The organism is Solwaraspora sp. WMMA2056 (genome assembly GCF_030345095.1).
Taxonomy (GTDB): Bacteria; Actinomycetota; Actinomycetes; order Mycobacteriales; family Micromonosporaceae; genus Micromonospora_E.
This window is the reverse complement of sequence record NZ_CP128360.1, coordinates 3337369-3351864: the sequence shown is the minus strand read 5'-3', so window position 1 is coordinate 3351864 and position 14496 is coordinate 3337369. Positions and strand designations below refer to the sequence as shown.

The following is a 14496-nucleotide window of genomic DNA, read 5'->3' as shown; positions in this document are numbered from 1 at the left end:
GCCGCCCCCTACCCGGCTTCCGCCGCGCCGAGCTGCTCCACCCGGCGCTTGAGCTGCGTCAACGCCGCGTCCATGATCATCTTTTCGGCCTTGCGGCGGAACATGCCCAGCATGCCGACGGAGAGGTCGACCTCCAGGGTGTAGGTCACCGTCGTAGTGCCGTCACCATTGTCCTCGATCTCGTACGAGCCGTCCTGGCGGCGCTGCATCCGCGACGGCTGCGCCAACCGCCATTCGATCCGGGAGATGTCCTCGGCGTACTCGTAGATCAACGTGTACTCGTCGGCGAGCACCCCGGCGTCGAGCACGAAGAAGACCTCGTGGGCGTAGCCGTCCTCGTACTCCTGGCGCACCTCGACCCGCTCCAGCGCCTCGGTCCATTCCGGGTACCGCGCGAAGTCGCAGATCACCGCCGTGACCCGGGACGCGGGCGCGGTGATCACGATCGACTTGGTGGAGGACTCCGCCATGTGGGGCAGGCTACCCGGTGCCGGGCCAAGATCAAGCCGGCGGCCGGCAACGACAGCCGGCGAGGTACGCGACAGGCAGCCGGCGCAGGTCGGCCGCCGGCCCGGTAGGTTGCGGGTAGCCGGACGCCGCGCCCGCAGGTCCGGCCCCACCCGAGTCCCCCAGCGCAAGGGAGTGCAGGTGCGCGAGTTCTCCGTACCACCGGTCGTCACCGTCGGTGAAGCCGCCACCCTGACCGACCCGGTCTGGGACAACGCCGAGCAGGCCCCGGACGCGGTGCAGTTCACCCGACCCGGGCCGACCGGGTACGTCGACGTGACCTGCCGACAGTTCCGCGACGAGGTGGTCGCCCTGGCCTGCGGCCTGATCGGGGCCGGCGTGCAGCCGGGTGACCGGGTCGGGCTGATGAGCAAGACCCGGTACGAGTGGACCCTGACCGACTACGCGATCTGGTCGATCGGGGCGGTCACCGTACCGATCTACGAGACGTCCAGCGCCGAGCAGGTCGCCTGGATCCTGGCCGACTCCGGCGCGGTGGCCTGCGTACTGGAGACCAACGCGCACGCGATCACCCTCGCCTCGGTCCGCGACCAGCTGCCCGCCCTGCGCGAGGTCTGGCAACTGGACACCGGCGGCGTGGACGAGATCGTCGCGCGCGGCGCGACGGTCGACGCCGCCCAGGTCGACCAGCGTCGACGGGCCCGGCACGCCGGCGACGTCGCGACGATCATCTACACCAGCGGGACCACCGGGCGGCCGAAGGGTTGCGTCCTGACCCACCGCAACATGTACGCCGACATCGCCAACGCGATCCCCGGTCTGCCGAACCTGTTCCACGAGGGCGCCTCGACCCTGCTGTTCCTGCCGCTGGCCCACTCCTTCGCCCGGTTGATCCAGATCGGCGCGGTGCACGCCCGGGCCACGATGACCCACGCCGCCGACCCGAAGAACCTGGTCGCCGATCTGGCCCAGGTCCGACCCACCTTCGTACTGTCCGTACCACGGGTGTTCGAGAAGGTCTACAACGCCGCCAAGCAGCGTGCCCACGGCGACGGCAAGGGAGCCATCTTCGACCGGGCCGACCGGGTGGCGGTCGCCTACAGCGAGGCCCTGGACGCCCCGGGTGGGCCGGGGCTCGCGCTGCGGGCCCAGCACGCCCTGTTCGACCGGTTGGTCTACCGCAAGCTGCGGGCCGCCCTCGGCGGGCGGTGCCGCACCGCGATCTCCGGTGGCGCGCCGCTGGGCACCCGGCTGGCGCACTTCTTCCGCGGCGTCGGGGTCACCGTCTACGAGGGGTACGGCCTCACCGAGACCTCCCCGGCGGTCTCGGTGAACCTGCAGCACGCGATCCGGATCGGCACGGTGGGCCGGCCGCTGCCCGGGGTGAGTGTGCGCATCGCCGACGACGGCGAGGTGCTGATCTCCGGCGACCTGGTGTTCCAGGGCTACTGGAACAACCCGGAGCAGACCGCCGAGGTGCTCACCGAGGACGGCTGGTTCCGCAGCGGCGACCTCGGCGGACTCGACGGCGACGGGTTCCTGCGCATCACCGGCCGCAAGAAGGAGCTGATCGTCACCGCCGGCGGCAAGAACGTCGCACCCGCCGTCCTGGAGGACCGGGTGCGGGCCCACCCCCTGGTCAGTCAGTGCGTGGCGATCGGTGACCGCAGGCCGTTCATCGCCGCGCTGATCACCATCGACGAGGAGGCCTGGCCGGGTTGGCTGGAACGCAACGGCCACCCGGCCGGGCGTACCGTGGCGCAGCTGTGCGACGACCCCGCGCTGCGGGCCGAGATCCAGCAGGCCGTTGACGACGCCAACCGGGCCGTCTCCGCCGCCGAGTCCATCCGACAGTTCCGCATCCTGAGCCAGGACTTCACCGAGTCCACCGGCGAGCTGACCCCGTCGCTGAAGGTGAAACGGGCCGTCGTGCTGACCAACCACGACGCCGCGATCACCGAGATCTACGGGAGCTGACTACCATCCGTCACGTGTCCGCACCGACGTCCGACGTGCCCCGCCCGCATCCACTCGCGGTGGTGGCCCGCCTGGTCATGCTCGCGCTCGTCGCGGTACTGACTCTGATCACCACCCGGGATCCCGCCGAATTGTGGTGGGTCGCGTTGTTGGCGGTCGCCGGCGTCCCGGCCGTCGTGGCACCCCGGCACCCGATCGTCGCCCCGGTCGGCCGGGTCGCCGAGGTGATCGTCGTCGGGCTGGCCACCAGCGAGGTGGCTGCGGCGGCGAACGCCCGTGGCGCGATCGGTGCCGGGCTGGGCGCGTCGGCGATGCTGCCGTACCTGTCGGTGCCGTTGACCGTGGCAGTGCTGCAGCGGCGGACCCGCCAGGCCGCCGGGCTGCTCGCCGTGGCCGCCGGCACGCTGGCCGTCTGCGGGCTGTTCACCGTGATCGACGGTGAGCGGCAGATCACCCAGCTGGGCTACGTGGCGGTCAGCACACAGTGGTTGATCTTGGCCAGCCTCGGCATCCTGGCCGCCGGCACCCTGCAACAGGTGATGCAGGCGCGCGGTGACACCAAGCCGGCACCGTACGCCGAGGCCACCCGGCTGCTCACCCAGCTGCGCAGCGTCGCCCGCCAACTGCCCGGTGCCACCCTCGACCCGGGCAGCATCTCCGAGCACCTGATCGAGGAGCTGCGCACGGTGGCGCCGACCGGGCGTACCGCCGTGTTGTCCGGCAGTGGCGGCGGCCGGCTGGTGGTCCTGGCCCAGGCCGGGCTGGAGCGGGTGGACTGGGAGACGACGCTGGACGCCGACTCCGCCATCGCCGACGCCTGGGCCAGCCAGTTGCCGCAGACGGCGGCCCGCTCGCAGGCCCGGTCGCACCCGGGTGGGGACGTCTCGGCGCTGGTGGTCCCGCTGGTGGCCGGGGTGCGGACGGTCGGCCTGGTGATCCTGGAGACGGACAGCGCCAACGCCTACCCGCCCCCGGTGGTGGCCCGGATCACCGCACTGACCCGGCCGGCGGCGCTGCGGCTGGAGGCGGCCCTGCTGTTCGACGAGGTCCGCTCGCTGGCCACCAACGAGGAGCGGCAGCGGCTGGCCCGGGAGATCCACGACGGGGTCGCCCAGGAGCTGGTCATGGTCGGCTACGGCATCGACAACGCGCTGGCCACGCTGCCGGACGGGGCCGACGAGACGGCCGATGACCTGCGGACGCTGCGCGGCGAGGTCACCCGGGTGATCACCGAACTACGGCTGAGCCTGTTCGAGCTGCGCAGCGAGGTCGACCGGCACGGCGGGTTGGCCGCCGCGATCGCCGAGTACGCCCGCACCGTCGGCTCGTCCGGCCGGCTACGGGTGCATCTGTCGCTCGACGAGTCCGGCGCCCGGCTGCCGGCGGCGACCGAGGCGGAACTGCTGCGGATCGCCCAGGAGGCGATTACCAATGCGCGCAAGCACGCTGGCGCGGCGAATCTCTGGGTCACCTGTGACATAGACCCCCCCTATGCGCAAATAGAAGTGTCGGATGACGGTCAGGGGATCGCTGACCAGCGTCCGGATGGCCGCTACGGTCTTGCGATCATGGCGGAGAGAGCGGAACGTATCCGGGGCCGGTTGGAGATCAGGCCACGACACCCGAGCGGAACGACCGTGGCGGTGGTGCTCGGAACCTCGCCCCGGCGCGATAGCGTGCGCGATAGCGTGACAGCATCAGAAGGGGAGTAGCCAGAGCATGACCACCAGCCCCACACCGACCACCCGGACCAAGGTCCTGCTTGTCGATGATCACGACCTCATCCGCAAGGGCCTGCGGCACGCATTCGAGCGGGACCGGCAGTTCGAGGTCGTCGGTGAGGCCGCGACGGCAGCGGAGGGCGTGCGCCAGGCCGGCGCGCTCCAGCCCGATGTCGTGATCATGGATTTGCGACTGCCGGACGGCAGCGGACTCGAAGCGACACGGGCGCTGCGCAAGTCGAGTTCCACGATGGGCATCGTGGTGCTCACCATGTACGCCGGTGACGACCAGCTGTTCGGGGCACTGGAGGCAGGTGCCAGTGCGTTCGTGCCGAAGACCGCGCCCGCGGACGAGGTCGTCGCGGCGGCACGGCACGCGGCCTCCTCCCCCAGCGCGTTCACCGCCGCCGACCTGGCCGAGGCGATGAAACGCCGGCTCGCCCCGTCGGGTCCGCAACTGTCGCCCCGCGAGGGCCAGGTGCTCCGGCTGCTCGCCGACGGAATGAGCGTCGCCGGCATCGCCAAGCAGCTGTTCGTCAGCGAGTCGACGGCGAAGACGCACATCTCCAAGCTGTACGAAAAGCTCGGGGCGGCCAACCGTGCCCAGGCGCTGATGACCGCGCTGCGGCTGGGCCTGTTGGAGGCCCCGGACGCGCCGAAGTTCTGACCCCGGTCACGTGGTGCCGGCGACGGGTGGGCCGGCCCACGTCACCAGGGGCACTTGGTCGAGCAACGATCGTCCCAGTTCGGGCGGTCTGGATACCGCGGCATCCAGCGGGCAGAATTACTACCGCTGCCAGCCAGGCATCAAACGCCGATCAAGGGACAAAGGGGCAGAAATGGATCGCCCGCACTGGGTATCGGAGGACATCGACGTCGAGCGACCGAGCGTCGCCCGGATGTACGACTACTACCTCGGTGGTTCGCACAATTTCGCCGTCGACCGGGCCGCCGCCCAGGCGATGATCGCCGCCGTTCCGGACGCGCCGCTGATGGCCCAGGCCAACCGCGCCTTCCTCCGGCGGGCCGTGCAGTTCCTCGTCGACGCCGGCATCCGCCAGTTCCTCGACATCGGATCGGGGATCCCGACCGTCGGCAACGTCCACGAGATCGCGCAGCGACTGGCGCCCGAGTCGCGGGTGGCCTACGTCGACGTCGACCCGATCGCGGTCGCCCACAGTCGAGAAATCCTCGCCGGCAACGATCAGACCACCATCCTGCAGGAGGACCTGCGCAACCCGGAACGGATCCTGCACGATCCACAGGTGCGCAAGCTGCTCGACTTCGACCAGCCGATCGCGGTGATGGTCGTCGCCGTACTGCACTTCGTGCCGGACTCCGACGACCCCGCCGGCATCCTGCACACAGTGCGCGACGCGCTCGCCCCCGGCAGCTACCTGGTCCTGTCCCAGGCCAGTGACGACGGCCGCAGCGACGCCGAGCGACGCGAGGCCGACCAGATCTACCGACGCACCGACAACCCGCTCAACGTCCGCTCCCGGGCAGCGTTGACCGGCCTGTTCGCCGGATTCGACCTGGTCGAACCCGGTGTCGTGTGGGTGCCGCAGTGGCGGCCGGAGACGCCGGACGCCGCCGAGGACGCCGAGCGCGCCGTCTTCATGGGCGGGGTGGGCCGGCTCAGTGGCTGAACAGCCGGATCCGCCGGGTGTCACCGCCGTGGCCCGTGCCTGGGCCAAGGCGGTGACGGGGACCAGTTACCTGCCGATGACGCAGGCGCAGCTGGAGGAGTTCCTCGCCGGTCTGACCCGCCGTCTCATGGCCGCACTGCGCGCCGAGCCGTTCAGCGTCCGGCCCGGTCACCAGGTCGGGGTCGAACTGGTCGCCGCCCACATCGCCTCGGCGGAAGGGCTCGGTCGTACCGTCGAGGTGCTCGACCTGCGGCTGCTGCGGGACCTCGACGTCGACCACCCCGACGGCCGCGACCGGATGGCACGGCTGCTCGGGGCCGTCACCACCGGGTACGCCCGGGCGCTACGCGACCGCACCCTCGACGAGCAGGAGACGATCCGCCGAGCTGCCCTGGTCGCCCGGGCACAGGCCGAGACGGCACTGCGCGACAGCGAGGCCCGCTACCGGCACCGCGCCACCCACGACCCGCTCACCGACCTGCCCAACCGCAGCCTGTTCACCCAGCGGCTGGACGCCGTCTTCGCCGCGCCGGGCGCGGCGACGCGCCGGCTCGGGGTGTGCTTCGTCGACCTGGACGGCTTCAAGGTCGTCAACGACACCCTCGGGCACCACATCGGCGACCTGCTGCTGACGTCGGTCGCCGACCGGCTGCGCCGCGGCGTCGGCGACCATCTGGTCGCGCGGATCGGCGGCGACGAGTTCGTCATCCTGGTGGCCGACACCACCTGCACCGACGACGCCCTCAAGGTCGCCGACGCGGCGTTGGCCGCGATCAACCAGCCGGTCGTCGTCGAGGGGCACGAGTTGCGGGTGACCGCGAGCATCGGCATCGTCGAGCGACCAGTGGCCGGCACCACCCCGAGCGAGGTGATGCGCGCCGCAGACGTGACGCTGCACTGGGCCAAGTCGGCCGGCAAGGGTCGGTGGGCGCTGTTCGACCCGGTCCGAAACGAGCAACAACTCGCCAGGTACGCCCTGTCCGCGGCCATGCCGGCGGCCCTGGACCGGGGCGAGTTCTTCCTCGACTACCAGCCGCTGGTCTCGCTGACCGGCGGCGCGCTGCTCGGCGTGGAAGCGCTGGTCCGCTGGCGGCACCCGGAGCTCGGAGTGCTCGGGCCGGACCAGTTCATCGCGCTGGCCGAGGACTCCGGGCTGATCATCCGACTCGGCGCGTGGGTCCTGGCACAGGCCTGCCGGGAGGCCCGCCGATGGCTGGATCACAGCCCCGGTGCCCCGTTCGTCAGCGTCAACCTGGCGGTCCGGCAGGTCAACGACCCGCACCTGGTGCAGTACGTCACCTCGGTACTGGCCGACACCCGGCTGCCCGCCGATCGACTGCAGTTGGAGATCACCGAAAGCACGTTGATGAGCACCGCCGACGGTCCGGTACGGACCCTGCGGGAGCTGGCCTCCCTGGGAGTCCGCATCGCCATCGACGACTTCGGCACCGGGTACTCCAACCTGTCGTACCTGCGGTCGCTGCCGGTGCAGGAGCTGAAACTGGCCGGCAAGTTCGTCGAAGGGCTACGGGTACCCTCCAGCAGCAACCAGACCGACGAGAGCATCCTGCTCACCCTGGTTCGTCTGGCACACACTCTGCAGCTGACCGTCACCGCCGAGGGCGTGGAGACCGCCGGGCAGGCGGAACGTCTGCGGGCGATCGGCTGCGACGCCGGGCAGGGCTGGCACTTCGGCCGGCCCGGCCCGCCGACCGGGATCACCGACCTGCTCGGCTGAGGCCGGGGCTGGGCGGCGCGGTCAGCCGGCCAGGAGCGAGGCCAACCGATCGGCCTGGGTGTCCCAGCGCCATTCACGCTCCACCCAGGCCCGGCCGGCGGCACCCATCCGACGGGCGAGGTCCCGGTCGCGCAGCAGCTCGGTGAGCCGGTCGGCGAGCTGGGCGGGATCGCGGCCGTCCACCACGTACCCGGTCTCGCCGTCGCGGACCGCGTCCGGCGCACCGCCGGAATCGCCGGCCACCACCGGCAGCCCGGTGGCCGACCCTTCCAGGTAGACGATGCCGAGCCCTTCCACGTCGAGGCCGCCCCGACGGGTGCGGCACGGCATCGCGTAGACGTCCCCGGCGGCGTAGTGGGCGGGCAGGTCCGCCCAGGGCACCGCGCCGGTGAAGACCACGTTGTCGCCGACCCCGGCCCGCGCGGCGAGTCGCGTCAGCCGGGCCCGGTCCGGGCCACCACCGACCACCAGCAGTGCCGCACCCGGCACCCGGCTGCGCACCGACGGCCAGGCCCGGATCAGGGCGTCCTGCCCTTTGCGGGGTACGAGCCGGGACACGCAGACGACCACCGGCCGGTCCGACAGCCGGTGGCGGCGGCGCACCGGCGTACCGTCGACCCCCGGATGGTAGGCGTCGGTGTCCACGCCGGGCGCGAGCCGACGCAGCTCGGTCAGCCCGCCCACCGCACGGTCGAGCCGGACCCTGGTGTACTCCCCCAGATAGGTCACCACATCGGCGGCCCGGGCGATCCGGCGCAGCATGGACCTGGCCCCGGGCAACGCGGCCCAGCCCACCTCGTGACCGTGGGTCAGAGCCACCACCCGGTGGATCCCGCCGCGTCGGCGCAGACCCTCGCCGAGCAGCCCGAGCGGCGCCGCCGCGCCGAACCAGACGGTGTCACAGCCCCGGGCCCGGGCCAGCGCGGCGGTCTCCCGAGCCACCGCCGGAGTGGGCAGCAGCATGCCGGTCGGATTGCGGACCACCTCGAACGGCTGCTCGGCGTCGAATTCGGCAGCCCCGGCGTGACTGGACGCGTAGACGACCACACTGGACGCCGGCTGACGCAACGCCAGGTTGTGCACGAACGACTGGATGCCGCCCGGTCGGGGCGGGAAATCGTTGGTGACCAGCAGGACCCGGTTCATCCGCCCGCCCCGTCGGCGGCGGCCGCCCGCGCTGCCGCCATCCGCTGCACCGTGGACGGGTGAGTGGCCGAGTAGAGGTACTCCCAACGCGGCGGATCCGGATCCGCCAGGTTGACCGCCGACAGCCGACGGTGCACCGCCTCGTACGCCGCCGGATCGCCGTGCAGCGTCAATGCGTGGGCGTCGGCCCGCTGCTCGATGCGGCGCGACACCAGCGCCTGCGCGGGTGTGGCCACCAGTCCGGCGACCGTGACCAGGGCCAGCAGCAACGCGACCGCACGCGGCTCGGCGATGCTGGCCGCGCCGGCGGCCCGCACCAGCGGGCCGACGCCGCCCAGCAGATAGATCCCGACCACCGCCGTGGCCGCGCCGAGGGCACCGAGTGTGGTGCCGGTGAGCACGTCGCGGTCCTTGGCGTGGCCGAGTTCGTGCGCCACCACGGCCGCGACCTCCACCGGCGGTGCCTCCCGCAGCAGGGTGTCGTAGACGACGATCCGCCGGGTCGGCCCGAACCCGGAGACGTAGGCGTTGACCGCCCGGGTCCGCCGGGACGCGTCGGCCACCAGCACGTCCCGGACCGGTACGCCGTCGCGCTCGGCCAAAGCCAGCAGCTCGACCCGCAACGGGCCGGGCGGCATCGGGGTGAACTTGTTGAACACCGGTTCGACCAGCACCGGCAGGATGAACGACATGAGCACCACCAGCCCGGCGGCACCGGCGGCGGCGAACGCCCACCACCAGCGCGGCGCGAGCCGGGTGATCGTGTAGAAGCCCAGTAGCGCGACGGCCGCGATCACCGCGCCGACGACGTACGACTTGACCAGGTCGACGGCCCAGCCGGACCAGCCCTGCGTGGCGAGGCCGTACTCGGTGAGGATCCGGTGCCGCCAGGCGGCGAACGGCAGGGTCAGCAGGTCGGCGAGCAGCACCACCGCCAGCCCGCCCAGCAGTGCCTGGGCCACCCAGTGGCCGCCGAAGGGCCGGCCGGCGAGCTCGACCAGTCGGGCGCCGATCGGGGTGAGCCCCAGCAGCAGCGCGACGACGAGGCCGGTCACCAGTGCCGCGTAGCGCGGGTGACGCAGGGCCGCACGGAACGCCCGGCCCCGCTCGACCTGGTCGGCGGGCAGGTCCCGCAGCGCGGCCAACTGCTCGGACCGGGGCACCGACGGCTGCTGCCAGGGCACCAGCACCGCCGCGGTCACCGCGATGGCCACCAGCAGCAGGACGAAGGCGAGCAGCGCCCAGGAACGAGGGGACATGTCCACAACCTCCCGGCAGCCGCTTGCCGGTCATCCTAGGCCGTGCGGGTCGCGGTGCCGGTGGCGACGCACTCAGGCGGCCCGTCTTCGCCGCCGTGGCCGCTGCTGACGGCCGCGGGCCGACCTCGGCGCCACGGCCAGCACCTCGACGTCGAAACCGGCGCGGGCCAGCGCCTCGATCGCGTAGCGCTCGCCGGCGTCGAGGGCACCCAGCTCGTCCGGTGTGTCGAGCAGTGCGCTGACCAGGCAGCCGTCACAGGCTGCGCCACGGGCCACCGTGCAGCTGCCGCAGTCGATGATCATCGTTGACCTCTCGTGTCGACGGACGTGGACGGTCGGCAGCGGTGGCCGGCCCCCGTGCCACGGATCGCCAACTGTCAGGCCGACCTGCCGACCCGACCACCGCAGTGACCCGACCACCGCCAGTGACATCGACGATAGGCAGCGGGTACGACATTTCCCGGCCGACGTTGTCGGTCCCCCTCGTAGCCTGTGCCGGTACGGCCGGATCGGCCGTCGTCCATCCAGTCGGACAGGAGCTCCCATGTCCAGCACGCCCACCGGTGAACGGGCCGATCTGCTCGCCACGATCCGCGCGCACCGGGCGTTCGTGCGGTTCACCACCAACGGTCTCGACGACGCGGCCGCCGCGACCCGCAGCACGGTCAGCGAGCTGACCATCGGCGGCATCGTCAAACATCTCGCCGCCACCGAGCGGAGCTGGATGGGCTTCGCCGTCGGCGGTGCGGTCGAAATGGAACGTCACCAGGTCGACTGGCTCGACCAGCACCGGATGCGGCCCGACGAGACCCTCGCCGGTCTGCTCGACCGGTACGCCGCCGTCGCCGCGCACACCGACGGGCTGATCGCCGAACTGCCCGACCTGGACACCGCGCATCCGCTGCCGCAGGCGCCCTGGTTCGAGCCCGGGGCGAGCTGGTCGGTCCGGCGGGTGGTGCTGCACCTGATCGCCGAGACCGCGCAGCACGTCGGGCACGCCGACATCATCCGCGAGGCGATCGACGGACAGCAGACGATGGGCTGACCGACGCGTCGGCCACCAGCTCCGGTCAGGAGCGGGCCAGCCGGCGCAGCAGGGAGTCGGCCCCCATCGGGTACGCACCGTGCCGGCGGACCCCGTCGGCCACCTCCCGGTCGGAGGAGACCACCACGATCGCCCGCCCCGACGGTTCGGCCCGGACCAGCCGACGGATCAGCTCGTCGGCGGTCTCGCCCTTGCGGGAGAACAGCACCCGCACCCCGCGTGGTGCCGGCGGCAGTCCGTGCATCCGCTCCGCGCCGTCGAAGACCACGGTCACCTCGTCACCGGTCTGGGCGGCGATCCCCCCCAGGCCGGTGATCAGGCGCTTACGCTGCTGCTCCAGCGGCATCTCACCGAACCCGCGTTTGGTCACGTTGTAACCGTCGACGATCAGGTGCGCCCGGGGCAGCGCGAGCAGGTCGTCGAGGCGGGCCGGGTCGTCGGTGTCCCGGGCGCGGGTGGTCGTGGCGGCCGCCGGCCGGTCGGTGAAGGTGTCCGCCACGTAGTCCGCCGGCAGCTTGTCGGCCGGATCGAGAGCCAGCTCCCGGCGCAGCCCCTGCGCGGCCTGGCCGATGGTCTCCAGCAGCAGCCACAGCCGGGCGTCGTCGACCGCCCGGTTCTCCTTGGCGAGCTGGCGGGCGGAGCCCGCCGACAGCTCCGCGTCGGCGAGCTTGGCCCGCAGCCGGCGCAGCTCGGCGTCGTGGTCGGCGGCGGCGCGCGCCGCCCGGCCTCGTTCGGTGGCGAGCAGTTCGGTGGCCCGCCGCTGCTGTGTCTGACTCTCCCGTAACGCGCGGGCCAGCAGCCGGGACTCCTCGCGTAGCTGGCCGAGCTCCTCGCGTACCCGGGCCAGTTCGTCGCGGAGCTTGTCCGCCTCGACCCGGGCGACGGTCCGGTCGTGTTCGGCCCGGTTGGCCCGCGCCTCGGCCTCGCGGATCGCCGCGGCCACGGCGGCGCTGTCGGCCTCCGCCCGTACCGCCGCTCCGGCCGCCGAGACCAGGTCCCGCCAGCCGGCGGGCCGCATCAGGTAGGCCAGCGCCGCGACCTCGACCGGGTCGGCCGCCCCCGGGGTGACCCCGGCGGCGATGGCCTCACCGAGCTCACCGGCGTCGGCCAGGGCCCGGGCGGCGGCCCGTTGGCGAAACGACGGATCGTTGGTGAGCTGGGCGGCGATCAGGCCCGCGCCGAAGCGGGCCCGCCGGTGCGGCGCGAACTTGGCGACCTTGCGCAGCGGAGCTGGCAGCTCGTCGGCCGGGATCTCCGGCAACGCGGCGGCGGCGAAGGCCACGATCCGGTTCCGTACCCCTTCCGGCAGGACCGGCTCAGGAGGCGGTACGGCGCCGTCCGAGGCTGCGGTGGTGGGCGAGTTCTGGGCGCCGGTCGTCGGCGCCGCCCCCTCGGGACGAGCGTCGGTCGGATCCGGTGCGGCCATGCACCCCAGTCTCCCACCGGTGGCCCGTCGCGTGCCCGACAGGAAGAATGATCTCTCTGGGTCGATCGGATCGTTACCAACGGTACGGATGGGGCCGGTGTGTCGTACCCGCGTCCTACGGTGTGCGCCGTGGTGACCCCCGAACCCGTTTCCCGTCCCGGTTACACCCAGGGCACCCTGGACGCCCTGCTGGGTGACCGGCACGCGGTACCGCTGCGGGACACCACGTTCGTGGTGCTCGACCTGGAGACCACCGGCGGCGCACCGGACGGCGGCGGGATCACCGAGGTCGGCGCGGTCAAGGTCCGTGGTGGCGAGGAGCTCGGGGTCTTCGCCACCCTGGTCAACCCCGGCCAGCCGATCCCCCCGTTCATCACCGTGCTGACCGGCATCACCCAGGCGATGCTCGTCCCCGCGCCGCCGATCGAGCAGGTGCTGCCGAGCCTGTTGGAGTTCCTCGCCGACGCCGTGCTGGTGGCGCACAACGCGCCGTACGACATCGGGTTCCTCAAGGCCGCCTGCGCCCGGCACGGGTACCGCTGGCCGGCGCCGACCGTGCTGGACACCGCCGCGCTGGCCCGGCGGGTGCTCAGCCGCGACGAGGTGCCCAACCGCAAGCTCGGCACCCTGGCCGGGTACTTCCGCGCCACCCACCAGCCCACCCACCGGGCCCTCGCCGACGCCCGGGCCACCGTCGACGTGCTGCACGGACTCATCGCCCGACTCGGCGGCCACCAGGTGACGACGATCGGCGACGCGGTCGAGTTCAGCCGGGCCGTCAGCGAGGTGCAGCGCCGCAAGCGGCACCTCGCCGACGGCCTGCCCCGCAGCCCCGGTGTCTACATCTTCCGGGCCGCCGACGACCGGCCGCTCTACGTCGGCACCTCCGGCGACATCGCCACCCGGGTCCGCAGCTACTTCACCGCCGCCGAGCGGCGCGCCCGGATGTCGGAGATGCTGGCGGCGGCGACCCGGGTGGAGGCCATCGAGTGCGCGCACCGGCTGGAGGCGGAGGTCCGCGAGCTACGGCTGATCGCGGCGCACGCACCGCCGTACAACCGTCGGTCGAAGTATCCGGAGCGGGCGGTCTGGCTCAAGCTGACCGACGAGCCCTACCCCCGGCTGTCCACCGTACGGTCGACGTCGCCGCAGGACACCGCGCTCGGGCCGTTCGCGTCCCGGCGGGCGGCGGAGCTGGCGGCGGCCGGCATCCACGACGCGCTGCCGCTGCGCCAGTGCACCCACCGGCTGTCCACCCGGACCCGTTTCCCGGCCTGCGCCCTGGCCGAGCTGGGCCGCTGTCCGGCCCCCTGCGAGCACCGGATCGACCCGGACGGGTACGCCGAGGCCGCCGTCGATCCGCTGCGGGCGGCGATCACCGCCGACCCGCAGGCGCTGGTGGACACCCTGCTCGCCCGGATCGACGGCCTTTCGGCGGCGCAGCGGTACGAGGAGGCGGCGGTGGTCCGTAGCCGACTCACCGCGCTGCTGCGGGCCACCCTGCGGATGCAGCGGTTGACCGCGCTGAGCGTGATCGCGGAGCTGGTCGCGGCCCGACGGGCCGCCGACGGTGGCTGGGAGCTGGCGATCGTGCGGCACGGCCGGCTCGCCGCTGCCGGAGTCTCGCCACCCCGGCAGCACCCACGGCACACCATCGACCTGCTGCGGGCGACCGCGGAGACCGTCCCACCCGGGCACGGGCCGACCCCCCGGGCCAGCGCCGAGGAGTCCGAACGGATTCTGTCCTGGTTGGAACCACCGCAGACCCGGCTGGTCAGCGTCACCGGCGGGTGGGCCTCGCCGGTACGCGGTGCCGGCCGGTTCCACCAGTTGCTGGTCAAGGCCGAGGAGGCCGCGCGGACGACAGGCAGCGGTTGACGGCACGGCAGCCGGCGGTTGACGGACGGGTCAAAGACTCGACCGATCGCCCACCCGCAAGTAGCCGATAGTACGACGCCCGCTCGCTTAGGCTGTTAGAGAAGTGCAGTCCTGTCAGCCAACGCCCGATTCGTGGCGTGCGGCCCCGGGCCGGGCGACCGGCCGGGGGCGGTGGGTGAGGAGGTGTCT

Annotated in this window: 12 protein-coding genes; 7 read left to right on the top strand and 5 right to left on the bottom strand. The window is 72.6% G+C overall.

All coding sequences use genetic code 11. The features are described 5' to 3' along the window. Positions 1–8 precede the first annotated feature (8 nt). Positions 9–470, bottom strand: a complete 462-nt coding sequence (locus O7608_RS15340) for an SRPBCC family protein (protein WP_289210612.1) — start codon at positions 468–470, stop codon at positions 9–11. A 178-nt stretch (positions 471–648) separates the two neighbouring features. Between O7608_RS15340 and O7608_RS15335 the strand changes: the two genes are divergently transcribed. The 5 genes from O7608_RS15335 (at position 649) to O7608_RS15315 (ending at position 7553) form a co-directional block, all read left to right on the top strand. After that, positions 649–2445, top strand: a complete 1797-nt coding sequence (locus O7608_RS15335; protein WP_289210611.1) for an AMP-dependent synthetase/ligase — start codon at positions 649–651, stop codon at positions 2443–2445. Between the two features lie 71 nt (positions 2446–2516). Next, positions 2517–4157 (top strand): GAF domain-containing sensor histidine kinase, encoded by a 1641-nt coding sequence (locus O7608_RS15330; RefSeq protein ID WP_289210906.1) that lies wholly within the window; start codon positions 2517–2519, stop codon positions 4155–4157. A gap of 7 nt (positions 4158–4164) precedes the next feature. Beyond that, on the top strand, positions 4165–4833 hold the full coding sequence (locus tag O7608_RS15325) for a response regulator transcription factor (RefSeq protein WP_123602728.1): 669 nt from the start codon (positions 4165–4167) through the stop codon (positions 4831–4833). Positions 4834–5005: 172 nt separating this feature from the next. After that, positions 5006–5815, top strand: a complete 810-nt coding sequence (locus tag O7608_RS15320) for an SAM-dependent methyltransferase (RefSeq protein ID WP_289210610.1) — start codon at positions 5006–5008, stop codon at positions 5813–5815. Positions 5816–5891: 76 nt separating this feature from the next. Further along, positions 5892–7553, top strand: coding sequence for a putative bifunctional diguanylate cyclase/phosphodiesterase (locus tag O7608_RS15315; RefSeq protein WP_289210905.1), 1662 nt, complete (start codon positions 5892–5894; stop codon positions 7551–7553). A 21-nt stretch (positions 7554–7574) separates the two neighbouring features. On the opposite strand, the gene O7608_RS15310 is transcribed toward O7608_RS15315, so the two are convergent. The 3 genes from O7608_RS15310 to O7608_RS15300 all read right to left on the bottom strand — a co-directional run bounded on the left by O7608_RS15310 (position 7575) and on the right by O7608_RS15300 (position 10261). Next, positions 7575–8699: a glycosyltransferase family 4 protein gene (locus tag O7608_RS15310; protein WP_289210609.1), complete on the bottom strand. Its 1125-nt coding sequence runs from the start codon at positions 8697–8699 to the stop codon at positions 7575–7577. Then, entirely contained in the window at positions 8696–9958 is a 1263-nt protein-coding gene (locus O7608_RS15305; protein ID WP_289210608.1) for a M48 family metallopeptidase, read from the bottom strand. The genes O7608_RS15310 and O7608_RS15305 overlap by 4 nt, the downstream gene beginning before the upstream one ends. 72 nt (positions 9959–10030) lie before the next feature. Further along, on the bottom strand, positions 10031–10261 hold the full coding sequence (locus tag O7608_RS15300) for a hypothetical protein (protein ID WP_289210607.1): 231 nt from the start codon (positions 10259–10261) through the stop codon (positions 10031–10033). A 241-nt stretch (positions 10262–10502) separates the two neighbouring features. Here O7608_RS15300 and O7608_RS15295 point away from each other — a divergent pair, with 241 nt between their 5' ends. Further along, positions 10503–11003 carry a DinB family protein gene (locus O7608_RS15295; RefSeq protein ID WP_289210606.1) on the top strand — a complete coding sequence of 167 codons (501 nt, stop codon included), beginning with the start codon at positions 10503–10505 and terminating at the stop codon, positions 11001–11003. A 25-nt stretch (positions 11004–11028) separates the two neighbouring features. Here the strand turns inward: O7608_RS15295 and O7608_RS15290 are convergent, their stop codons facing one another. After that, positions 11029–12429, bottom strand: a complete 1401-nt coding sequence (locus O7608_RS15290) for an NYN domain-containing protein (protein ID WP_289210605.1) — start codon at positions 12427–12429, stop codon at positions 11029–11031. Between the two features lie 177 nt (positions 12430–12606). On the opposite strand from O7608_RS15290, the gene O7608_RS15285 reads away from it, so the two are divergent. Beyond that, positions 12607–14307, top strand: a complete 1701-nt coding sequence (locus O7608_RS15285; protein ID WP_289210904.1) for a DEDD exonuclease domain-containing protein — start codon at positions 12607–12609, stop codon at positions 14305–14307. Positions 14308–14496: the final 189 nt, after the last annotated feature.